Annotated in this window: 14 protein-coding genes and 1 pseudogene; 4 read left to right on the top strand and 11 right to left on the bottom strand. The window is 67.1% G+C overall.

The genetic code is table 11. From position 1 onward, the window contains the following. Positions 1-80 precede the first annotated feature (80 nt). Positions 81-656 carry a hypothetical protein gene (locus NBY69_RS07040; protein ID WP_250299045.1) on the top strand — a complete coding sequence of 192 codons (576 nt, stop codon included), beginning with the start codon at positions 81-83 and terminating at the stop codon, positions 654-656. Positions 657-1,018: 362 nt separating this feature from the next. Beyond that, positions 1,019-1,372: a hypothetical protein gene (locus tag NBY69_RS07035; RefSeq protein WP_250299044.1), complete on the top strand. Its 354-nt coding sequence runs from the start codon at positions 1,019-1,021 to the stop codon at positions 1,370-1,372. A gap of 353 nt (positions 1,373-1,725) precedes the next feature. On the opposite strand, the pseudogene NBY69_RS07030 reads toward NBY69_RS07035, so the two are convergent. The 5 genes and pseudogenes from NBY69_RS07030 to NBY69_RS07010 all read right to left on the bottom strand — a co-directional run. Next, a pseudogene (locus tag NBY69_RS07030) lies at positions 1,726-2,528 on the bottom strand (MOSC domain-containing protein); the annotation flags it as partial. Positions 2,529-2,692: 164 nt separating this feature from the next. Beyond that, the gene (locus NBY69_RS07025) at positions 2,693-3,136 is read right to left on the bottom strand and encodes a cupin domain-containing protein (protein WP_250299042.1); all 444 of its coding nucleotides are present in this window, start codon (positions 3,134-3,136) and stop codon (positions 2,693-2,695) included. A gap of 516 nt (positions 3,137-3,652) precedes the next feature. Then, the gene (locus NBY69_RS07020) at positions 3,653-3,937 is read right to left on the bottom strand and encodes a hypothetical protein (RefSeq protein ID WP_250299041.1); all 285 of its coding nucleotides are present in this window, start codon (positions 3,935-3,937) and stop codon (positions 3,653-3,655) included. Between the two features lie 49 nt (positions 3,938-3,986). Further along, a complete protein-coding gene (locus tag NBY69_RS07015; protein WP_250299040.1) occupies positions 3,987-5,078 on the bottom strand; it encodes a hypothetical protein in 1,092 nt (363 codons plus the stop codon). Positions 5,079-5,109: 31 nt separating this feature from the next. Beyond that, entirely contained in the window at positions 5,110-7,122 is a 2,013-nt protein-coding gene (locus NBY69_RS07010) for a hypothetical protein (RefSeq protein WP_250299039.1), read from the bottom strand. Between the two features lie 1,087 nt (positions 7,123-8,209). On the opposite strand from NBY69_RS07010, the gene NBY69_RS07005 reads away from it, so the two are divergent. Beyond that, positions 8,210-8,482, top strand: a complete 273-nt coding sequence (locus NBY69_RS07005; RefSeq protein ID WP_250299037.1) for a WXG100 family type VII secretion target — start codon at positions 8,210-8,212, stop codon at positions 8,480-8,482. A gap of 79 nt (positions 8,483-8,561) precedes the next feature. Here NBY69_RS07005 and NBY69_RS07000 read toward each other — a convergent pair whose 3' ends face one another. From NBY69_RS07000 to NBY69_RS06985, 4 genes are all read right to left on the bottom strand, one after another. Then, positions 8,562-12,989, bottom strand: coding sequence for an FtsK/SpoIIIE domain-containing protein (locus NBY69_RS07000; RefSeq protein WP_250299035.1), 4,428 nt, complete (start codon positions 12,987-12,989; stop codon positions 8,562-8,564). A 179-nt stretch (positions 12,990-13,168) separates the two neighbouring features. Then, a complete protein-coding gene (locus tag NBY69_RS06995) occupies positions 13,169-15,400 on the bottom strand; it encodes a protein kinase domain-containing protein (RefSeq protein WP_250299030.1) in 2,232 nt (743 codons plus the stop codon). Between the two features lie 137 nt (positions 15,401-15,537). Beyond that, positions 15,538-16,113, bottom strand: a complete 576-nt coding sequence (locus NBY69_RS06990; RefSeq protein ID WP_250299588.1) for a hypothetical protein — start codon at positions 16,111-16,113, stop codon at positions 15,538-15,540. 86 nt (positions 16,114-16,199) lie between these two features. Next, positions 16,200-17,012, bottom strand: a complete 813-nt coding sequence (locus NBY69_RS06985) for a menaquinone biosynthetic enzyme MqnA/MqnD family protein (RefSeq protein ID WP_250299561.1) — start codon at positions 17,010-17,012, stop codon at positions 16,200-16,202. 365 nt (positions 17,013-17,377) lie between these two features. Between NBY69_RS06985 and NBY69_RS06980 the strand changes: the two genes are divergently transcribed. After that, positions 17,378-17,581, top strand: a complete 204-nt coding sequence (locus NBY69_RS06980; protein ID WP_015610594.1) for a cold-shock protein — start codon at positions 17,378-17,380, stop codon at positions 17,579-17,581. 276 nt (positions 17,582-17,857) lie between these two features. On the opposite strand, the gene NBY69_RS06975 is transcribed toward NBY69_RS06980, so the two are convergent. Together NBY69_RS06975 and NBY69_RS06970 are read right to left on the bottom strand one after the other, a co-directional pair. Further along, positions 17,858-19,759, bottom strand: a complete 1,902-nt coding sequence (locus tag NBY69_RS06975; RefSeq protein WP_250299028.1) for a long-chain fatty acid--CoA ligase — start codon at positions 19,757-19,759, stop codon at positions 17,858-17,860. 130 nt (positions 19,760-19,889) lie between these two features. Next, positions 19,890-21,290 carry an acetyl-CoA C-acyltransferase gene (locus tag NBY69_RS06970; RefSeq protein WP_250299026.1) on the bottom strand — a complete coding sequence of 467 codons (1,401 nt, stop codon included), beginning with the start codon at positions 21,288-21,290 and terminating at the stop codon, positions 19,890-19,892. Between the last annotated feature and the right edge of the window lie 37 nt (positions 21,291-21,327).

Below are 21,327 nucleotides of genomic sequence, written 5' to 3'. Positions count from 1 at the left end.
GCCGCACTCTGCCTATCGCTGCTGCACTCGCCACCGCAGCAGCCCTCCTCCTGGCTGCATGCGCGGGGAACGACAACACCATGCCCAAGAATCCGGCTGTGGACGCAGGCGTGGGCACAGGAGCAACGAAGCTCGCCGCACCAAGTGCGTCCGCCCCGGACACTGATGCTGCGACCAGACCGAAGATCACGCTGCCCTCGGACGTGAGTGACACCTTCACTCCCGAGAAGGTCGGCGACCCGACACAGGACACGATTCTCAGCGACAACGCCGAATTTGTCCGGGCCTTGGATGCGGCCGTTGTCGTCGGCAAGCCGGATTATCCACCCCTGAGCTTCTACACGGACGGTGAGGGCACGGCCGCATCCCAGAGCTGGGTGAAGTCGTTCGCGGACAGCAACCAGACCATCACAGGGGCGACCCAGTATTTCAACCGAAGAGTCACTGTAAAAAGCGAAATCCTCGCATTCATCACCTACTGCGGAGATGAAAGCAAGAGTTTCAGCACGGCCATCAAGACAAGAAAAGTAAACCGGACAAAGGTCACGCCCAAGAGTTACGTCTCCTACCGCGTCCAGGTTAAGAAGAGCGATGCGGGCGTTTGGCAAGTTCTGAAGATTTCATCTCTCCGCGGTGCCGCATCCTGCCAGCCGTGAGCGAACAACACGCACAGCCACCCTGGTGCACCAATACGCATCCTGTTGGACATTGGATGGCACGCGTACCGGTGCGCGCCGTCATTTACTCCCGTCGGGTTCAAAGCGAATCAGCAGCACGACTTCCCCCCTGGCACGGCGGTTCACGGAACTGGCCACTCGTCGGCGCCGCCAACCGCTGGCCTGACCTGACCTGACCTGACCGACGCAACCCTCAACTCCCATTCAAGGGGTTGTCTCGTAGCTGCTGGTCACGGAGTTGGCCAGGGTGCGGAAACGGCATGGCTGCCGAGGCCCCGATGCCGGTATCGTCCGGTGTCCCGAACGCCGTACCGGCGGCCCCGGTTCAGAGAGCGATACAAATGACCAGCCAGCAAGCAACGACGACGCTGTGGCGCCCCACTGGCCCCAAGGAGCTGGAACTGGTTCGGGAGTTGAACTGGCGCGCCTGGCCGCCCCGTCTTCCCGAGCAGCCGATCTTCTACCCAGTACTCAACGAGGACTACGCGGTCAGGATCGCGCGGGACTGGAACGTGAAGCACGATGGTGCCGGCTTCGTCACTCGCTTTGAGGTCGAGGCCGAGTTCTTGAGGCGGTATCCCATCCAGCAGGCCGGTGGGCAGACGATCCTCGAGCTCTGGGTTCCAGCCGAAGAGTTGGACGATTTCAACGCCCACATTGTCGGCGCGATCCAGGTGGTCCACGAGTTCCGCTGAGGCGGGGCGGCTTGCTGACAGGGCAGGCCGGCCCAACACCTGAAGGAAGCGCACAACAAGTCCCACAAACAGGCCAGCGTCTGAATCGAGCATGCCTTCGCCCGCATGAAGACTTGCAAGATTGCGGTCGCCGGATGGACGAGCGGGCCACACAAGGTCAGGCACACCGAGGTGGCCCCAAAGCGCTTTTTACGGGACAGCTCTCAAAGAGCCGAACCTCTCCAAGTACTCCCCAGATTTCGACTGGCCCAAGACCGCCGACAGGGACAAGGACGCGATCTTGTCGAGCCAATACCCGCATGTGCGAACGACCTGCCAACCGGCAGCGCGACACAGACTCCCTCCGCCTCAGGGACGCTCACCTGGTCGCCCACGGACACCTTCCCGGGCCTGAGCACAGCGAGCTTCGTACCGAAGGCGACTCCTCCCCCGGCCGCCCGGCGGTAGTCGGCGAGCGTGCGGAGCAGTTCGGGGCCTGCCTTGGCGCCGGTCCGCTGGTCGACCATCGTGACGACACAGCGGATGGCCAACTTGGCGTAGCTCAACTCCGCCCCGCCCAGGACGACGTGTCGAACCCGGTCCTCGGCGTGGGGCTCACCCCAGCCCTCGATGACGATGTTCGGGCGAAACCGGTCCATGGGCAGCGGCGCGGCTCCCCGTGCGGCCATCCGTTCGTTGAGCAGGTCCAGAGTGGACCGGGAGAGAATGTGTACGGCACAACTGTCGGCGTAGCCGGAGGTGCCGGGCGTCCGGCCATCGGTCACCCGGCCGTGCTCCGGCGGCACCCGTACCAGCCGGGTCGGCGCACCCAGGAACTCCGACAGCCATCCGGCCGCCTCGTCGCCCTGGTCGATGCCCTTGTACGGGGTCCCGAACAGCACCACGTCCCGGCGTGCGCCGGCGGTGTCCACGTCGATGGCGAGCCGACCGATGCCGGGCCCGTGCAAGGTGAGGCGTCGGCCGTCAGCGCTGATCTCCGGAGAGATCAGCGCGAGTCGCGGAAGGCGCCATCGGCTGCGGAACACACCATCCGCATCGGTGACCATGAACTCCGGTCGTGGGCAATTCCCGCGAACCTCAACATCGCATCGTCCACCACGACTCCGGCGCACCCCTTGATGGGGTAGTACGACAGTGCAGCGATCCTGGCAGCCATGCTCTTCCCTCCCCTCCATCGCTGTGAGGTCGCGACCTGCCGCCTGAGCCCGGCGACAAGTCGCGACCACGAACCATCCCGTCCCCCGGCTCGCACCACGGGAGCTAACCCGGCGCAAGGGCCCGGCTGCGAACCGAGCCCTTGCGCCTCCTTCCTCTTGCTTCCTACTGCGTCTCTGCCGGCTTGAGCTGGTACAGCTCGGGCACGGACACCTTGATCGGCTCCTGTGTGGTCCGTGCGATCACGACGACCACGGGCTCGTCCGGGTCGGGATTCTCCTCGCGGTGCGGGACGAACGGAGGCACGAGCAGGAAGTCCCCGGGTTCCGCCGCGATCCGTACCTCCTGCGTGCCGTCGTGGTAGACGAACACGGGGTGCCCGCTGACCACGTAGATCCCCGCCTCCGACTCACCGTGGTGGTGGTCGTCGGTCGCGCTCAGCGGCGGGTTCTCCACCCGGCCCATCCAGAGCTTCTTCGAGCCGACGGTGCCGCCGCTGATCGCGGCGTAGCCGTCCAGCTCATCGGATCGAACATGGTGGACGCGGTTTCCCAGCGGCACACTGTCGCCCCCGATCGGTGCCGTACCGACGCCTTCGCGTGTGGTCATCGTGTGGCCCTCCTGATTCTCCTCGGTGGTCTTCGGCCTGGCACCAGGCTGTGACCACCGAGCCTCGGGCGACAACATTCTTTGCCGGAACAGCAACCGCGCGTGTACCCGGATGGGCCGGTTCACCCAAGACCGCAGCCGTCCCACCGGGAGTCGCGCACACATTCCCGAAGCTCGGGGCCCGGGGTTCGAGGACCGGGGTTCGAGGACCAAGCGCCGGCAGCCGGGCGTGAGTGCCGAGCTTCGAGAGCCGGGCCTGGGTGCCGAGCTTCGGGAGCCGAGATACGGACTTCGAGATCCGAGCTTCTTCCCTCAACCAGTAGGCAGGTATGGGGGGGGAAGGAGATTCACTCCTCCCCGCCTCCCACCCCGTATCAGTGAGCAAAGATGGCTAATCCGGACCAACTTGCGGTGCGCGGGCGAGGGTGCGTTCCGTTCCGAAGACACAGCTGGAAGACCCCGACACTGTGTTACCTCGAGCACGGATACGGGGCCCGCCGACCTTGCTCAGTGCGGTCAGTTCGCGGGCTTCGGAGCGCTCATCTCGGCCTGCTTCTTCTGCGCTTCGGTGACCAGGCGATTCTCCTCCGCCGGATAGGAGTCGAAGAGCCGTCCCAGCGCGCCCATCCGACCCTGGATGTCATTGCCCCACCTGTCCGCCGCTGCTCCGACCCAAGTGTCGCAGCCGATAAGAGCGTTGACGTTATTTATTGCGGTACGGATAGCGGTGACCGAGGTCTCGATCTTGTTCATGTCCTGGCGGCAGAGGGTGCCGAGCTTGTCCTCGTCGGGGACGCCCATGGTGTTTCCTTTCCCACGTCTTCACGCGGCGGAATGCGAACAATTGACGTCATGTGACGCGGATCTGCAGGACGTAGTCCGCGAGGCCGCCAAGAATGAGGCTGCCCGACCGATAGGTCATGGCCTCGGGGAGTGCGCAAGGAAGTCGTAGTGCGGCCACCGGCCGAGGGATACGGCAGGGCTTCGTGGATTCAACGCCGGATGCCTCGTGGGCGATGACATCCGCTTTCCCGGAATGGAGATGCAGGACCGCGCCGTTGTCGCCCGACGCGTCGTAGACCTGGGCGAAGATCCCGTTCGCACCGTCGCCGGTCAGCCACCGTACCTTGAGGGCGGCGGGCGCCCCCGGCATCCCGTCGATGGCCGCCGGTAGTTGGAGCTTGCTCAGGCTGCCGTTGGCGCGGACGGCCAGCAGGTCGCTGAGACGTCCGGGGAAGCGGTCGGGCACCTCAGGTGAGATGTAGGCGGTGCCGGTCGCGTCCACTGCGCTGTCCCGTCCGATCTGGAGGAGTTGGCCGTCGGCGCTCTTCCCGGTGGTGCGATAGAGCTGTTTGAGGGTGCCGTTCTTGAGCCCCCACAGCACGTCCCGGTCCCCGATCAGGATGGTGCCGTCGGGGCCGACCCCGAACGGGCTCGGCCCGGCGAAGTGGAATCCGGCGGCGGGAACCGACGCGGGCACGGGGGCACCCGGTGTGCGGGCCGCACCGGCAGCCCCGGCCAGCACCGACACGGTGCCGTCCGGAGCGATCCTCTTCACCTGCCCGGCGCCGCCGACTACCAGGGAGCCATCCGGTAGGGCGACCAAGCCGGAGGTAGAGGTGCCGGCCTTCGCGGCTCCCTCGACCGTCGACACCGTCCGATCAGGCTTGAGCCGGACCGCTTTGTCTCCAAGACCGTAGACGCTTCCGTCCGGGCCGGTCGTCATGCCCCCCGGGGCGGTGACTCCGCCGAAACCGTAGAACGCCACATCCCGCAAGGCGGCATCGCGGCCGCCCTCCGAGAAGTCGAGCAGCGCGGCAGCCTGGCCCGGGGCGGGCGCGGACCACTGGTCGCCGGTCCCGCCGCCCCCGCTGTCACAGGCACCGGCCGTGCCGACGAGGACGGCCACGACCAGGCCGGTCAGCAACCTACGCTGCTTCATTGGGGAGCGCCTTTCCGGGAAATTCATGTTATCAGTTGGAATTGAAACGGCCGGCACCCAAGTCGAATCCATTGCCCATATCGGTCTTATAGAGATTCTCGATCTCGGGGTGACTCTGGGCGATGCCTGTCCACCAGCCTTCGAATTCCTTCTGGTCGCTGGTGCCTGGTCGGAAGGTGATGTCACCGTTCGCCCACTCGGGATGGTTGGCCGGCGGCGGGATCTTGTTCGAGCCCGCGAGGCCCTGCACGATCGAGACCCGCATCTGCGCGTAGTCGTCGAAAACGGTGACCTGTGCGTTGCTGTCCACGGTGGAGGCGTTGTCCGTGGAAAAGGCGGCACTGGCGATGGGCAGCCCGCCCCAGATCGCAGCCTTCACGAAGTCCGCAGGAATGTTGTTGGTGGGAACGCTCGCGACGAAACCGCCGACCACGTTGAGCCATTTGATCTCATTGGCGTGGTCCGCGTCCGTCTGGGCGGCCGGGTCGTACTTTACCTTCTGTCCGGCCACGGACACCTCACCACGCAATTCTGCGAGGTTCGACAGAAACGCCTTGGCCTGCGGACTGTCCGAGCCGCGGGCGAAGGTCATGGCGACCTGGGCGTTGATCGCATTCACCACGTTGGTACCGTCGTCGTGGGTCTGCATGATCTCACTGAAGAATTTCTTCATCGTGTCCCGGCTGGCGTGGAGCATGTACGTTCCGTCTTGGCCCGGCTGAATCACATACGCCCCGTCTCCGTTCTTGCCGTCGGTCGAGTACGCGAAGTCCGGCACGTAGGCTGAGAAGACCTGGGATAGGGCGTGGGTGATCCTGGTAGGAGTCCCGTAATTGTCCTTCTCCAGGTCCTTCCGGTCCTTCTCCAGGTCGTATTCGGCCGCCCCTGCGTTGACGATGTTCGAGGCGGCCTCCGTCGATTCCTTCGGATGGCCCACGCGGTCCATCGTCGCGGCAGTGATGACAGCGGCGGGGAACTTGGCGTCATCGAAGGACGAGCCCGGGGTGTGCCATTTGTAGCTAACGAGAGTCTTGGCGTGAGTCGCGCCGTCCGGGCCGGTGAGGATCAGCCGTGAGGCGTCCGGATTCTCACTCACGCGCTGCATCAGGGCGATGGACGGATCGTTGGCGTCAATGCTCGTGATGTTGGACGGGTCGTGTCCGTCGTCGGTGTAAGCGATGTGCAGGCCCAGCGACGTGTACCAGGCATCGTCGTCACCGACATACGCGCCGAGGGGGTAGTACATGCTGGGCCCTGTGAAGGCGGGCCGCATCTCGGTCTTGCTGCGCCAGTCGAGCATCGCGCCGCCGACGTCGGAGAGCACCTTCGGGTCCCATTTGTCGCCGGAGGGTCCGTACTTGAAAAGCATGCCGACCGACCACATGTCGCTGCCTGCGGGCTTTGTCAGCTTCGTCAGGGCGCCTGGCGGTAGCTGGATCTTGCCCTGCGCGGCGAGTGAGGTGGCCGCCTGCACGCCCTGGCCGAACCGGGCGAGGATCGCCTCGGAGTCCTTGTTCAGGACGGCGCCGTCGTGCGTCCCGTCTTGCTTGTGCAGGATCTGCGCCGCACGCGTCGCCTGGTCCATGCCGCCAAGGGCCATGAAGGCCTGCAGATAGGCGGGGTCGTCCTGGTGGTCGGCCAGGGACTGGGAGATCTCCGTGATGGTGGCACGGGAGGACGGATCCTTCGGGTTGTCCATTGCCTGCTTGAGGTTGAGCGCCTCCTGCTGGGCCTCCCGGGACGTGTCGATCGTGGAGACGTCCCAGGGAATGGTGGCCCAGTTCTTGTGCGGGTCGTTCGGGCTGGTAATCCGCTGACCGTGCAGCAGGTTCAGCGCCTCGTCCGCGCGACGCGCCATGTCGCGGGCATCGGCCCGTATCTGGGTGGTCTGCTGCGAGAGCACTGCCTGGTTGACGGTCCCCTGCCATGAGTTGAACCGTTGCTTGATGTTCGGCCCTTCACGATCCAGCGTGTCCGCCAGATCCTTCAGGCGATCGGCCAACAGCCGAACCCGATGCGGATCGACCCCCGCGAACTCACTCATACCGCGTTCCCCGTATCTCAGCATCCTCATGGACTTCATCAGCCAACGGGTGCAGGCCCGTTGGCTAATAGCTGTCAACAGTAGATCCCCAGGGCACGGTGATGGGCAAAGCCAGCGTCAAGGGTGGCGTACGGGGCGAACGGTACTGAAGTGCGCTCCACACGAGGGGTTTCGTTCGCGGATCCCGCATTCGGGGAATGTGCGCGGTTGACGTTAGCGGGAACACCGCCACCACTCCGTGATCGAGCAGGTCATCGCGGACAGCAATGCCTCATCCCTCGCGCGCCTGCTCTCCGGACACTTCCACGCCAACGCAGCCTGGCTCCCGCTCTTTGCCAGACCCCCCCCCGCGTGATCCATCGAGTAGAGGCGGCGCCGTCGAAGCGCCAGCCCAAGGTCACGACGTACACCACCAGCGGCCGATGCCACGATGCTCCGCCGCCCCTCCTCAACCGACAACTCACCCATCGGCAGCCCGTGGGCGAAGAGAAACGTAGTACGACCCGACGATGTGGAGGCAGCTTCAGCGAACTCTGGCTGCAGCGGCCCTGAGATCTGTTACCGCCGTCGCGTCCTGCCACAACTGCTCCCCAGCTATCCGCGGGCAGCTGATCCGGCAGGTCCTGGGCGCAGTCGCCAAACAGGCCGTCAGGACTGGACGTCTGAGGTGTAACTACCCAGTATTCCATGCGAGTTGGCGTCAACACGCTCGTTCTCCAGGAATTCCGACCCGTTCAACGAGCCAGCAGCCGCCTGACCACCGATTCGGGCCGCGCACGGCCCCGAGCCGTCGACCCCAGAAACGTCATCCCCCCGGAGATCGCCATCAGACGCTTGAAGTCAGCAAGCACGTATGCACCATCCGCTTTCGGTGTGCGACAAGCGCCGTCAACGATGCGCCCTTGGTGCTCCGTTCAATTTGCGCCCACACGAAGCGCATTGAATGGTGTCAAGTGGAACCAGATGGGCCGTGGGGAGCGTGTGACGATGTGAGCCTGGCGGGTGAATCACCCAACCGGGCGAGCTACGCTACTGTCCGAGTCAGGACGAGGCGTCCGACTACTTCTGTGATACGGGGAGGCTTTCCATGACCCTTAGCGGTGCCGATCTCACCAAGCTGCTCGAACTGTCGAAGAAGTTCGGCAAGGACCACGACACTCTGCACAGCCTTGTTACCGCCCTGGACAGTGCGACCAGCGGTAGCCACGACTACTGGACCGGCAAGTTCGCCAATGACTTCCGCCACGAGTGGGCGAGCCTGAAGCCGAGTCTCACCAAGTTCGTCACCCTGCTTCACGACGCCCAGCAGGCGACGAAGACCCACCACGGCAACATCGGTGCGGCTACGGGTGACCACTGACCCCCGGTCCTCCTTGCGCGAAGCGGCCCGGACCATCCTCTGGATGGTCCGGGCCGCTTTGCGCAGCACTGCTTCGAAATCACCCTTCGGCGGCCACCTGAATCGGGGTGGTCTCGCCTGCGCTGACCAGCAGCCCTCGGCCGATCGGGCCACCGCCGGCGGTACGCGGGAGCCGGATGCTGAAGAGCTCACCCTCCGAACCGGTGGGTGCCAGCAACAAGCCGTTGCGGGAGCGGCGCGACTCAACGAGGAAGCCGCGGTACTGCGAGGACATCGTGTCCGCAGCGCCCGCAGCGATCAGGGCGTGCTCACCGTCGACACCACTACGGACGATCTCCTCCAGCGCCTCACCTAGCGGGGTGTCATGCAAGAGTTCGGCGTCGTCCACGGCGACCACGAACTGTCCGCCGTTGGCACCCACCAGCAGCTCCTGAAGCTCCTCCCCGGACGCACCTGCCTGCAGCACACCCAGCACACCCGGCTCGCCGTCCAAGTCGCGTAGCGGTGAACGCTTCGGGGTGACCAGGACGACGGGCAGCCCACTGCGCAGCAGGGAGCGGGTCGCCAGGACCAGTGTTGTCGAACGACCGGACTTCGGTGGTCCTGCGATAACAAATCCTGGCCCGGACTCGGCGAGGTCCACACCCATGGGGGCCAGCTCGTCGCCTCCCACACCCAGAAGGGCCCACATCCGCGACGGCGGTGCGAAGTCCTCGTCGAGCGCGAGTACCTCCCGAGCGGTGACCCGCATGGGCAGCGCATCCACGCGCATGGGGCGGAGATGACGCGGCGGGCGGCCGTGTGCTGCCGTGGCCTCACGCCCGATCCGTTGCAGTACCTGCACCTGAGCCTGACCGGACGGTTCGGGCGCGAGCAGCGCGATCTGGCTCTCCTGGACGCCGTCTTCAGCCGACCGCAGGGCCCGTCCGCTCGGCATGTCCTTGGGGACGTCGCGGACCGCCAGCCCTCCCGAGGAGTAGTCGTTGGGGTCGGCGAGCCGCATCACCAATCGGTCTCCGAAGGAGGACGCCACCATCCCGGAGAATCCGCTGCGGTCCGCTGTCATCACTACCCGGAGACCCACGGAGGCACCTTCTCGGAAGAGACGCACCATGGACTCGACGAGTTTGCCGTAGTCGTAGGACTCGAAGGCGTCCTTGTACCCTTCCCAGCCATCCAGCAAAAGGACCATCCATGGCAACCGATCGCCGCTGTCCGAGCAGGTAGCCCGTTGTTCGGCGGCGCTGGAGACCCCCTGAAGCGCGAGGAACTGCTGTCGCCGCGATACCTCGGCGTGGATACGTCCCAGTAGGCGGCTGAGCCGGTCGACCTGTTCACGGGTGACGATGGCACCGCAGTGAGGCAGCGAGGAGAGCGGCAGGAGCGCGTTGTTGCCGCAGTCGACACCGTAGATGTGCACATCGCTCGGTGAGGTGGTCGAGGCCAGGGAAGCCGCAATCGTACGGAGAGCCGTGGAGCGCCCGGAACGCGGCCCGCCGATGAGAAGAAGGTTTTCCCCGTCGACGAGGTCAAGGGCAAGCGGGGCACGCGCCTGCTGGGACGGAACGTCGGTGACGCCGAAAACGGCGGGCGGGACGTCTCCGTGCGTGGGCGGTGCGGGCCGCGGCATCTCATCGACGACCGCCAGATCAGGCAGCGGCGGCAACCATGGGCTTCGGGGCTTGTCGAGGCCGAGCTTCTCGGCGCCCTCGCTGATTGCATCCACCAGGACGGCAAGGTCGGTAGTGAGAGTGCCGTCGTCGTCCCCGTCGGCCGAAGCTCTCGGCACCGGCCTGCCGACTGCGGTCCAGACCAGTGGGATGGCGCTGATCTGAGCCTCGGTCGAGGTACCGGGTCGGCGGCCACCGATGCGTGCCGTCTGGACCCCGATCAGTGACTGCGCACCGGAGCGGACGTAGCAACGGCCGGGCGTGGACTTGGCGATGGCGCCGGAGTCCGGAGCGTCGATGACGTCCTGGGACTCGCTGGCGTCAGTGACACGAAGCGCAATGCGGAGGTTGGTGTTCGCTCTGATGTCGGCACTGACGACACCGGCCGGACGCTGGGTGGCGAGGATCAGGTGCACGCCGAGGGAACGTCCTCGACGTGCAATATCCACAAGCCCCGCTACGAAGTCGGGCAGTTCCGCGACGAGTGAGGCGAACTCGTCAATAATCAGGACAAGTCGGGGCATCGGCTCCAGCGAGGGCTGAAGCTTACGGGTGTCGTTGTAGTCCTCAATGTCCTTGGTGGCAGCATTGAAGAGAATCGTCTCGCGTCGGTGTAGTTCCGCGGCGAGCGAAGCCAGTGCACGCTCGGTCAGATGGGCGTCCAGGTCGCTGACCATGCCGACGGTATGGGGGAGACGGGCACAGTCCTGGAAAGCGCTGCCCCCCTTGTAGTCGATGAGGACGAAGTTCAGAGCCTCGGGGGTGTTGGCCACCGCGAGGGAGGTGATGATCGTTTGCAGTAGCTCGGACTTTCCGGCGCCCGTCGTTCCGGCAACCAGGGCATGTGGACCGTCACTTCTGATGTCCAGGTAGAACGGACCTTCAGCGCCCAGGCCGATGGGCACCCGGGTGGTGGATCCGTCGGCCATCCAGATTCGGGCGATGTCCACGCCGGTCGGGTCCGGCATGCTCAGCAGGCTGAGCAGTCGGGCGGAGGTGGGCAGCATGCTGTCGGCATCGTCGCGGCTCACATCCCGTACGGGTGCGAGAGATCGCGCGACAAGCTGGCACCAAGCCGGAGACACCTGGTCGGCCAGCACATCACCGATGGCTTCGGTACCTCCGCCTCGCAGATACAGGTGGTCTTCAGAACCGGGCGGCCAGCAGATCGCGACACGGCACTCCTCCGGCAACAGTCGCTCGTCCTCGTCGAGACAGAGTGCGAACATCCCGTAGAGCGGGCCTTCTTGGAGCAACTGCGGAACACCCGGGATCCGGCGCAGGAGACGCGCTCCATCCAGGATCAGCAGGACGAACGGATCAGGACGCAGGGGCTTGCCGAAACCGCCGTTGGCCTTGGCGCCCTTCCGGCGGTTCAGTTCGGTGAGCAACTCGTTGACCCGGCGCGCCACGGTGTCGTGATCGGCACCGACGAGAGCAACGCAATCCTGTCCGAGTTGAGGAGCGGCGTGCGGCAGCCAGTGCGCCCAGTTCCACGCCTGGTCCGCGTCGGGTGCGGATGACAGCACGACCATCGACAGGTCTCGGGGACTGTGCAGCACGGCGGCCTGCGCTGCGAGCCAAGAAGCGGTGGTCAGCGCGCGAGATCGCGGGCCTGCAAGGCCCACGACACCGATTTCGTTGACCGGCAGCGTTACCGGTACGTCCGCGACCTGTGGAGGCACCGGCGGGTCGGCGTCGTGATCGGCTCCCTTGCCCTGGACCAGTTCGATGTCAGCCGGAAGGTCGGCGACACCGACCCTCAGCAACAGCGCGTCAGGGTCCGTAATGCGGCGCTCCCACAGCCGTCGGCGTGGGCCAGTGGCGAACAGCAGGATCTGCGCTGCGTCCGGATGGGCATCACGGCGGGCGCGTTGATCAGCGGCGCTGAGCCGTTCGAGCTCCTCGTCGTGCTCGGCCTTCTCCTTCTTGTACGCCTTCATCGAGTTGCGGTGCTTCTTCTTGCCCTCACGCGATTCACTCGCCCACTGTCCGACCATCATGATCGGAGTCATGAGACAGAAGAGCAGCATGTAGACCTGCCGCCCCATCACGAAATACATGACCAGGCCGAAGACAGCCGGGGTGAGCGAGGCGATCAATTGGAACCTGGCGCCCTCACCCTTGGCCGGGGGCTGTGGGACAACCAGCCGGGATCTGGCGGGGAGCGAGGACAGGCGGGGTGGCCGGTTGTAGGCAAGGCCGCCCTCCCCCATCGGCGAGAGATGGGCGTCCGGTTGCACCGGTTCATCGAGTGTGAGGAGCGTGGAGCCGATCTTGATGAGTGCGCCGACAGTCCAGCTGTGTTCGCCTTCCACCTGGGCGCCGTCCAGCATGACACTCACACCCGGGTGCGGAGCGAACCGGACCTCGCCAGTCGCATTCACGCTCACAGTCAGGGCGGTTACCGGCATACGGGAGTCGGGAACGGAGACGGTGCAGGTGTGGCCCGAACCCACCGTGGAGGTACCGAGGGAGAGACGCGCTACGCGGCCGGCCCCTGGGCCTCCCGTCACCCTGAGCTCGTACCGCCCGGTCGGCTCTCCCTTACGCAGATTCGGGCCGACGGTGTCATCGATGGACACCCGCATTCCGTCGCGAAGGAATTCTGCGGCAGGCATTGCCGGATCGCAACGATTGCCGTCAGCCCACAGGTTGAGAGAACCCGGCCGGCCGGCGGTGCCGGGGAAGAGCGGCACCACTGACCTGCCTGCAGCAACGGCCGATGCCGGGTGCAGCGCTGTTGCCACGTCGGCTGCCGTGGTGTTGTCGTCCACCGCCAGCAGCACATCTCGTTCCTCTGCCCCTTGTTGAACCACCGTGACCGTCACCCGCATGGGATGCGTACCTCCCCGTTGGCCCTGAGGGCCCCAAACCTGAACCTGCGCCAAGCGAGGCTATCCGGGCCAGTTCCCTTCGGAAACCCCGGCCCGAGCGGGAAATACACCAAGAGACCCTTTGTCCTGACTGACGTCGTCCTGCTGTGGGCATACGCCGCATGGCCTCGGTCCCACGACTACACCGTTGGCAGGGCGTACAACTCGTCGCCATGTGCGGCCACGAGCCGGTTGCCCGCTGTTGCGACGCGCCAGCTGTCGTCCAGGCTGCGACCGTCGTTATACGTCCAGCGCAGAGCGCCCGTATTCGCGTTGATGGCATAGATACCGCCGCTCTCGAAGAACGAGCCTGCGTACAGAGTGTGGCCGACCTTCACCAGATTGTCCGAGAAGGGCTTGCGGTCGAGGTCGGAGCTCATCCATATCTTCTTGCCGGTCTTAGTGTTGATTGCCCAGACCCCGCTGTCGTAGTCGAAGGCATACGCCACGCCGTCGAAAATGAACGGGGGCTCGAACCCTCTGCGCCCATTAGGTGGCAGCGTCCAGAGCAGATCGCCGGACTTGAGGTCGAAGGCACGCATCGTCTTGCCACTGACCATAACGGTGTTCTGATGCACAGCGACCTTGTTCGCTGTCGCACCGTCACCTACCTTCTTGCTCCACAGCTGTGTGCCCTTGGCACTGTCGCGTACGGTCAGGTTCTTACGTCCGTCCGTGTAGACGAGACAGCCGCTGACAACCGTCAGCTCGAATCCGTAGCCCTCCGTTCCCTCGTCCCGCGGTTGCTGCCAGGCGAGTTTGCGGGTCCCGATGTCAATGGCCACGATCGCGGTGAGGTTCTTCGTGCTGTCGCCGTCCTGGATCTCCGCGATGCCGTAGATCCGCTTGTCGTCAGCTCCGAGGGGGGCTTTGGCGTTCAGGTTGCCCGCAAGGCGGGTGCGCCACGACTCCTTGCCGGTCTTCGCGTCTATACCGACGAGTGCGCCGTCGTAGTTCCCGCTGCCGCAGAAGAACATCCCACCTGAGGCGACTATCTTTCCAGCGCTGGCTGTCGTCTCCAGCTCTACGGTCTTCCACCTTCGGGCACCTGACTTCAAGTCGAAGCCCTGCACCTGATCGCCACTGATCACCACGAGGTCTCCCATGACGAGCGGAGGGATTCCGTAGTTGAGATTGTCATTGCCGGGGGTCTTGTGCCAGAGCGGCTGCGGGGCCACCCCGTTCGGCGGGGTGGTGAAGATCTCGGGCACGGGCTGGGTGCGCTTCTTCTTCGACTTCGCGTCGGATGCCGACGTGGACTTCTCGTTGTCGCGCGTGAGTAGCCACGCCGCGCCGCCCCCCACCACCGCCACGCCCGCCGCGCCGCCCGCGATGCCCAGGAAGCGGCGGCGGGACGGGGTCGCGGGTACGGGTACGGCAGTTGCTCCAGGGGTGTTCAGGGTTGTGGGGGCCGGGCCGAATCCCTGGGAGACCGGGGCTGCCGGGGCCGGGACGGTCACCGGGGTGTTGCCGGATGCCGGGGTCTCCAGGTCCAGGATGCGCGAGGCGTGCGTCGCGATCGTGGAGGAGACCGAGGAGGGGAGCCAGTCCGCCAGGACCGCGCCGGTGCCGTCGAGGGCCAGCGACTGGAGGATCTCCGCGGGGCTCGGGCGCTGCGCCGGGTCCTTGGCCAGACAGGCGCGGATCAGGCCGGTCAGCATCTGGGGGGTGCCGGTCAGGTCCGGTGCCTCGTGGACCACCTGGTAGAGCAGGGCCGCCGGGGCGGCAGAGTCGCCGAAGACGTTACGGCCGGTGGCGGCGAAGGCGAGGACGGCGCCGAGGGAGAAGACGTCCCCCGACCCGTCGACGGGTCGGCCGAGCGCCTGCTCGGGGGGCATGTAGCCGGGCGAGCCGACCACAACTCCCGTCTGGGTCAGCCGACTTCCGTCCACCGCACGGGCGATGCCGAAGTCGATGACCCGCGGGCCGTCCGCGGCGAGCAGCACGTTCGACGGCTTGAGGTCACGGTGTATCAGCCCGGCGGCGTGTATCTCCTGCAGTGCGGCAGCCAGCCCGGCCCCGAGCGCACGCACCGTGTGTTCGGGGAGGGCGCCGTGGGCGGCGACGACATCGGTGAGGTCCGGGCCGAGAACGTATGCCGTGGCCAGCCAGGGCAACGGCGCGTCCGGGTCGGCGTCGACCACGGGTGCGGTGTACCGGCCCGAGACCGCCCTGGCGATGTCGACCTCGTGGCGGAAGCGCTGCCGGAACGCCTGGTCGGCGGCGAGGTCCTGGCGTACGACCTTCACCGCGACGGTACGGCCGCCGGGCGAGCGGGCCAGATAGACACGGCCCATGCCGCCGACCCCGAGCTGCCCCAACAGCCGGTAGTTTCCCAGCGTTTGTGGATCATCCGGCTGCAAAGGTTCCATAACAGATATTCCCCCACTGATGTCTGCTGTTACGTGTTGTCCTCCCGGACACAGTAGAGAACCGGTCCCGGCGACCGGCGGCCACGGGGCAGCACCCGAGGGAGGCAGGCTCACGGATCGCCCGGCACGGGACGGCCTCAGGGCCGGCTGAGCTCGTCCTCCGGGTTGCCCGCTGCCGGTTCCCGCAGCACCAGGCGCAAAGTGCCACCCGGTTCCAGGGTGAATGTCATGACGGCGTGGCGCTCCGCGCATCGCCCGGCCGGGGCGTGCGCGTGCACGGGGTCGGGGTCGGGGTCGGGGTCGGGATCGGGGTCGGGCCGTTCCTGGAGGGCCAGTTCGGTGCTGGTGGCGTGGTCGAGGCGGCCGACGGCCCGGCACTCCGCCCGGCCCTCGGTGACCGTCGTACGGAGACGGAGTACGTCGTCGCCGGGAACGCCCGCGCTGAACACCGCGGTCAGCCGGACCGCCGACGCGCGGTCGCCCTGGGCGAGTTGTCCTTGCCGGCTGCCGATGAAGGTCTTCGGGACGGCGGACACGGCCGACGGCTCGGGCAGCTCGCCGAGCGCGAAGTGCGGGTGCACGACCTTGACCGCGACCGTACGGCCACCGGCGCTGCGCCCGAGATGGATGCGGCCCATCCCGCCCGCGCCCAGCCTGCCGAGCAGCCGGTAGGCGCCGATGGTCCGCGGATCGCCGACTTCCAACGGCCGCATGCGCCCTCCCCCTGCCGCCCCGCGCGGAGCGCCGCGCTTCCGCAGCCCGACCAGTCGAAGCGGTGGGCGCGCGCACCCAACCGGCCTCAGCTGCCGAGCAGTTCGACCTTCACGTCCGAGGGGAAGCCCGTCGTGGAGCCGACCCGTCCGGCGAATTCCCTGACCCCTTCGAGCTGGGCCGCGCCGAAGCGGAAGTCCAGGGTGGTGAAGTACCGCTCCAGCAGTTCCGCGTCGAAGACCTCCCAGTGCGAGGCCTGCTCGGCAACCTTGGCTACCTCTTCCAGCGACACGTCGCGCGACTCCAGGAACGCCCGGTGGACCTCTTCGACCAGCTCCGGCTCGCGGGCCGCGTAGTCCTTCCGCGCCGCCCAGACCGCGAAGACGAACGGCAGCCCCGTCCACTCCTTCCACATCTGCCCCAGGTCGTGGACCTGCAGGCCGAGCTTCGGGGCGTCGTGCAGCGACGCCCGGAGCGCCGCGTCCCCGATCAGGACGGCCGCGTCCGCCTCCTGCATCATCACGCCGAGGTCGGGCGGGCACCGGTAGTAGTCGGGCGTGACCTCGTACCGCTCGGCGAGCAGGAGCTGCGCCAGCCGTACGGACGTACGCGAGGTCGAACCGAGCGCCACCCGCGCCCCGTCGAGCTGCTCCAGCGGCTTCTTGGACACGATCACGCAGGACATCACGGGGCCGTCGCAGCCGACCGCGAGGTCGGGGAAGGCGATCAGGTCGTCGGCGTTCTTGAGGAACTCGACCAGAGTGATCGGGCCGATGTCGAGGTCGCCCCGGACCAGCTGTTCGCTGAGCTTCTCCGGGGTGTCCTTGGTGAGCTCGAGATCGATGAGCGTGCCGGTGCGGGCCAGCCCCCAGTAGAGCGGGAGACAGTTCAGGAACTGGATGTGCCCGACGCGCGGCCGGCTGCGACGGTGATCGGCTCCGGCGGCGTCCGGGGAGGTGTTCCCGGTGGCGGATGCGGCGGCGTTTTCGGCGTATGAATTGTCCACATCGTGAGGCTAGACCCGCGTTGTACGGTGCAGTACGCAGGGTGGTCCGTCAGCCTGACGCGCCGCTTCCAAACGTCCGGGTGAAGTGATCTTCGCCTCTATCGCGGGCGCGTGGGCGCATGCTAGGCTCGATCGCAAGTTGCAGTTTGGTTTCCCTTGCAGTACAGAGCCTGCGGAGCATGTAACCCGCAGGCTTTTGTAGTTTTCAGACTTCTTAGCAGGTTCTGGAGCAGGGCAACCCTTTGGCCCAAGGAGGGCTTATGGCTACCGGAACCGTCAAGTGGTTCAACGCTGAAAAGGGCTTCGGCTTCATCGCCCAGGACGGCGGCGGCCCGGATGTCTTCGTCCACTATTCCGCGATCAACGCGTCTGGTTTCCGCTCGCTCGAGGAGAACCAGCAAGTGACCTTCGACGTCACGCAGGGCCCCAAGGGTCCGCAGGCGGAGAACGTCATCCCGGCCTAGTTGCCCGGGCCGATCGATCGCGGTCGGGATAGCACCACCCAAGGAGCCCCGTTCCACAAGGAACGGGGCTCCTGCCTTTCCGGGCCTGCCTTCTCCGGCCTGCCTTTCCGAACCTGGCTTGTCCGGCCTGCTTTCCGCCCGCCTGCCTTTCCGGGCCGGTCCTGCTGGTTCGGTCTTGCTGGTTCGGGCCTGCTTGTTCGGGCCTGCTTGTTCGGGCCTGCTTGTTCAGTCTTGCTTGTTCGGGCCTACTGGTTCGGGATCCGGCCTTTCGCCTTCTCAGCTGTAGAGCCCTTCGATCTCCCGCTCGAAATCCTTCGCTATCGCCGCCCGTTTCACCTTGAGCGAAGGCGTCAGATGGCCGTTCTCCTCCGTGAAGTCCACCGGCAGAACGGCGAACCGGCGGATGGACTCGGCCCGGGACACCAGCCGGTTCGCCTCGTCCACCGCCCGCTGCAACGTGTCCCGCAGTTCCTCGTCCTGGACGAGTTCCCGTATCGGCAGTTCGGTCTTCTTCCGCATCCGGCGCCAGTGGGCGAGCCCGTCCGGCTCCAGGGTGATCAGCGCGGTCACGTACGGCCGGTTGTCGCCCACGACCATGCACTGGCCCACCAGCGGATGCGCCCGCAGCCAGTCCTCCAACGGCGCCGGGGCCACGTTCTTGCCGCCCGACGTGATGATGATGTCCTTCTTGCGGCCGGTGATCGTGAGGTAGCCGTCCTCGTCGAGCGCGCCCACGTCGCCCGTCGCGAACCACTGGCCCCGCGCGACCCCCGGCCCGTTCCCGTTCCCCGCCCTCTGCTGCTCCGCGTTCCAGTAGCCGCTGAAGACCTGGCCGCCGCTGAGCAGCACTTCGCCGTCGTCCGCGATCCGTACCGCCGTGCCCGGCAGCGGCCAGCCGACCGTTCCCAGACGGGGCCTCAGCGGGGGTGTGACCGTCGCGGCGGCTGTCGTCTCCGTCAGGCCGTACCCCTCGAAGATCTCGATGCCCGCGCCCGCGTAGAACGCGGCGAGCCGGTGGCCGAGCGGGGAGCCGCCGCAGATCGCGTACTTCACCCTGCCGCCGAGTGCCGCCCGGATCCGCCGGTAGACCAGCGGGTCGTACACGGCGTGCGCCATCCGCAGGCCGAGGCCGGGGCCGGATCCGGTGCCGTGTTCGACGGCCTCCAGCGCTTCCCCGTACCGCTGGGCGATCCGCGCCGCGCGGTCGAAGGACGAGGCCCGGCCCATCTGCTCGGCGGTGGCCCGGCCCGTGTTGTAGACCTTCTCCAGGACGTACGGGATCGCCAGCAGGAACGTCGGCCGGAAGCCCGCCAGGTCGGTGAGGAGGTCCTCCGTACGGATGCTGGGGGCGTGGCCGAGGCGGACCCGCGCCCGCATGCAGCCGATCGCCACCATCCGGCCGAAGACGTGCGACAGCGGCAGGAAGAGCAGCGTCGACGCCGGGTCCGTGCTCACGGACTTGAAGACCGGGTGCAGCAGTTCGATCGCGTTGTCCACCTCGGCGAAGAAGTTCCCGTGCGTGAGGACGCAGCCCTTGGGACGGCCCGTGGTACCCGAGGTGTAGATCAGTGTGGCGACGGAGGACGGCGAGCGGGTGGCCCGACGGTCGGCGACGGCCTGGTCGGGTATGTCCCGGCCCGCCCGCTTCAGCAGTGCCACCGCGCCCGTGTCGAACTCCCACAGGTGTACCAGGCCCGGCAGTTGGCGGCGCTCGGCACTGATCAGCCTGGCCTGCTCCTTGTCCTCCACGGCGCAGGCGACCGCGCCCGAGTCCTGGAGTATCCAGCGGGCCTGGAAGGCGGACGACGTCGGGTAGACGGGGACGGTGACCAGGCCGGCGGCCCAGGCCGCGAAGTCGAGGAGCGTCCACTCGTAGGTGGTCCGGGCCATGATCGCGATCCGGTCCCCGGCCCGCAGCCCCTCGGCGATCAGGCCCTTCGCCACGGCCTGCACCTCGTAGGCGAAGTCCAGGGCCGAGACATCGGCCCAACTGCCGTCCGGCTGCTTCCTGCTGAGGACAGCCTCTTCGGGCGCCTGGTGCGCGTTGTCGAAGGGGATGTCCGCGAGCGAACCCTGCTCGACGGGGTGGACGAGCGGCGGTACGGAGACTTCCCGCACCCTCCCGTCCACGCGTCGCTTGTGCGGTTCCCACTGCTGTACGGACACGGTCACAGGCACGTGCGGCTCCTCATGTCGTGGTACGTCGGGTGCCGGGGCGGGCGGAGAACGGTGCGGAGGAACGGTGTGCGGAGGAAGGGACGGCGCGGGCGGAGTGGTGGAGGGGCCGAGATACCGGAGGGGCCGGGCGTCAGGGCCTTTCCAGCACCGCGGTGACGCCCTGTCCGCCCGCCGCGCAGATGGAGATCAGCCCCCGCCCCGGAGCGTCCCGCTCCGAGAGCAGCTTGGCGAGTGTCGCGACGATACGGGCGCCGGTCGCCGCGAAGGGATGCCCGGTGGCGAGCGAGGAGCCCGCGACGTTGAGCTTCGCGCGGTCGACCGGGGCCAGTCCCTGCTCCTCCCAGGCGGCCAGCGTGGCCAGCACCTGGGAGGCGAAGGCCTCGTGGACCTCGAAGAGGTCGAAGTCGGCGATGGTCAGCCCGGAACGTTCCAGCATGCGCGGGACGGCGTGGGCGGGGGCCATCAGCAGGCCGTCCGTCCGGTTCCGGTCGGCGTCGGCTGCGGACCCGGACCCTGGCCGAGAGCCAGTTACGGATCCGGCCTCGGCTCCCACTCCGGCTCCCGCTCCCGCTCCCGCTCCCGCTCTCGCTTCCGCTCCCACTCCGGCTCCGGCTCCCACTCCGGCTCCCGCTCCGGTGAAATCGACCGCCGCGGTCTCGTACAGCGTCAGATACGCCAGCGGCACCAGCCCGCGCTCCCGCGCCCACTCCTCGCTCGCGAGCAGCACGGTCGCCGCGCCGTCCGTGAGCGGGGTCGAGTTGCCGGCCGTCATCGTGGCACCCGGCTCCCCGGTGCCGAACACCGGCTTCAGCCTGGCGAGTTCGCCGACGGTGGAGCCCGGACGCAGATTCTGGTCGCGGGCCAGGCCCCGGAAGGGCACCACCAGGTCCTGGAGGAAGCCGCGTTCGTAAGCGGCGGCGAGCCGCTGGTGGCTGGCCGCCGCCAGCACGTCCTGGTCCTCGCGGCTGACGCCCCAGGCTCGGGCGGTGAGCGCCGCGTGCTCACCCATCGAGAGCCCGGTGCGGGGTTCGGAGTTGCGCGGGATGTCCGGGACGAGGTGCCGGGGGCGCACCCGTGCGAGCGCCTTGAGCCGCGCGCCGGCCGACTTCGCCCGCCGCGCCTCCAGCAGGATCTTCCTGAGCTGGTCGTTGACCCCGAGGGGCGCGTCGCTCGCCGTGTCCGCCCCACCGGCTATCGCACAGTCGACGGCGCCGAGCGCGATCTTGTTGGCAGCGGCGATGACGGCCTGCAGGCCGGTGCCGCAGGCCTGTTGGATGTCGTACGCCGGGGTGCGCGGGTCGAGCCGTGAGCCGAGCACCGTCTCGCGGGCCAGGTTGAAGTCGCGGCTGTGCTTGAGCACCGCGCCCGCCACGAACTCGCCGACCCGCTCGCCCTCCAGGCCGAACCGCTCGACCAGACCGTCCAGCGCGGCCGCCAGCATGTCCTGGTTGGACGCGGTCGCGTACGGGCCGTCGGCGCGCGCGAAGGGGATGCGGCTGCCTCCGATCACGGCGACCTTGAGGGGCTTCATCTCGACCAACTCCTGACCCTTGAGTAACCTTACTCAG

The sequence above is a fragment of the Streptomyces sp. A 4/2 genome (assembly GCF_940670765.1).
Lineage (GTDB): Bacteria > Actinomycetota > Actinomycetes > Streptomycetales > Streptomycetaceae > Streptomyces.
This window is presented reverse-complemented; position numbering and strand designations above follow the sequence as displayed.

Excerpts from the sequence above, each read along its gene's own strand:
- NBY69_RS07040 (WP_250299045.1), top strand. The coding sequence starts at position 81 with ATGCCCAAGAATCCGGCTGTGGACGCAGGCGTGGGCACAGGAGCAACG.
- NBY69_RS07035 (WP_250299044.1), top strand. The coding sequence starts at position 1,019 with ATGACCAGCCAGCAAGCAACGACGACGCTGTGGCGCCCCACTGGCCCC.
- NBY69_RS07025 (WP_250299042.1), bottom strand. The coding sequence starts at position 3,136 with ATGACCACACGCGAAGGCGTCGGTACGGCACCGATCGGGGGCGACAGT.
- NBY69_RS07020 (WP_250299041.1), bottom strand. The coding sequence starts at position 3,937 with ATGGGCGTCCCCGACGAGGACAAGCTCGGCACCCTCTGCCGCCAGGAC.
- NBY69_RS07015 (WP_250299040.1), bottom strand. The coding sequence starts at position 5,078 with ATGAAGCAGCGTAGGTTGCTGACCGGCCTGGTCGTGGCCGTCCTCGTC.
- NBY69_RS07010 (WP_250299039.1), bottom strand. The coding sequence starts at position 7,122 with ATGAGTGAGTTCGCGGGGGTCGATCCGCATCGGGTTCGGCTGTTGGCC.
- NBY69_RS07005 (WP_250299037.1), top strand. The coding sequence starts at position 8,210 with ATGACCCTTAGCGGTGCCGATCTCACCAAGCTGCTCGAACTGTCGAAG.
- NBY69_RS07000 (WP_250299035.1), bottom strand. The coding sequence starts at position 12,989 with ATGCGGGTGACGGTCACGGTGGTTCAACAAGGGGCAGAGGAACGAGAT.
- NBY69_RS06995 (WP_250299030.1), bottom strand. The coding sequence starts at position 15,400 with ATGGAACCTTTGCAGCCGGATGATCCACAAACGCTGGGAAACTACCGG.
- NBY69_RS06990 (WP_250299588.1), bottom strand. The coding sequence starts at position 16,113 with ATGCGGCCGTTGGAAGTCGGCGATCCGCGGACCATCGGCGCCTACCGG.
- NBY69_RS06980 (WP_015610594.1), top strand. The coding sequence starts at position 17,378 with ATGGCTACCGGAACCGTCAAGTGGTTCAACGCTGAAAAGGGCTTCGGC.
- NBY69_RS06970 (WP_250299026.1), bottom strand. The coding sequence starts at position 21,290 with ATGAAGCCCCTCAAGGTCGCCGTGATCGGAGGCAGCCGCATCCCCTTC.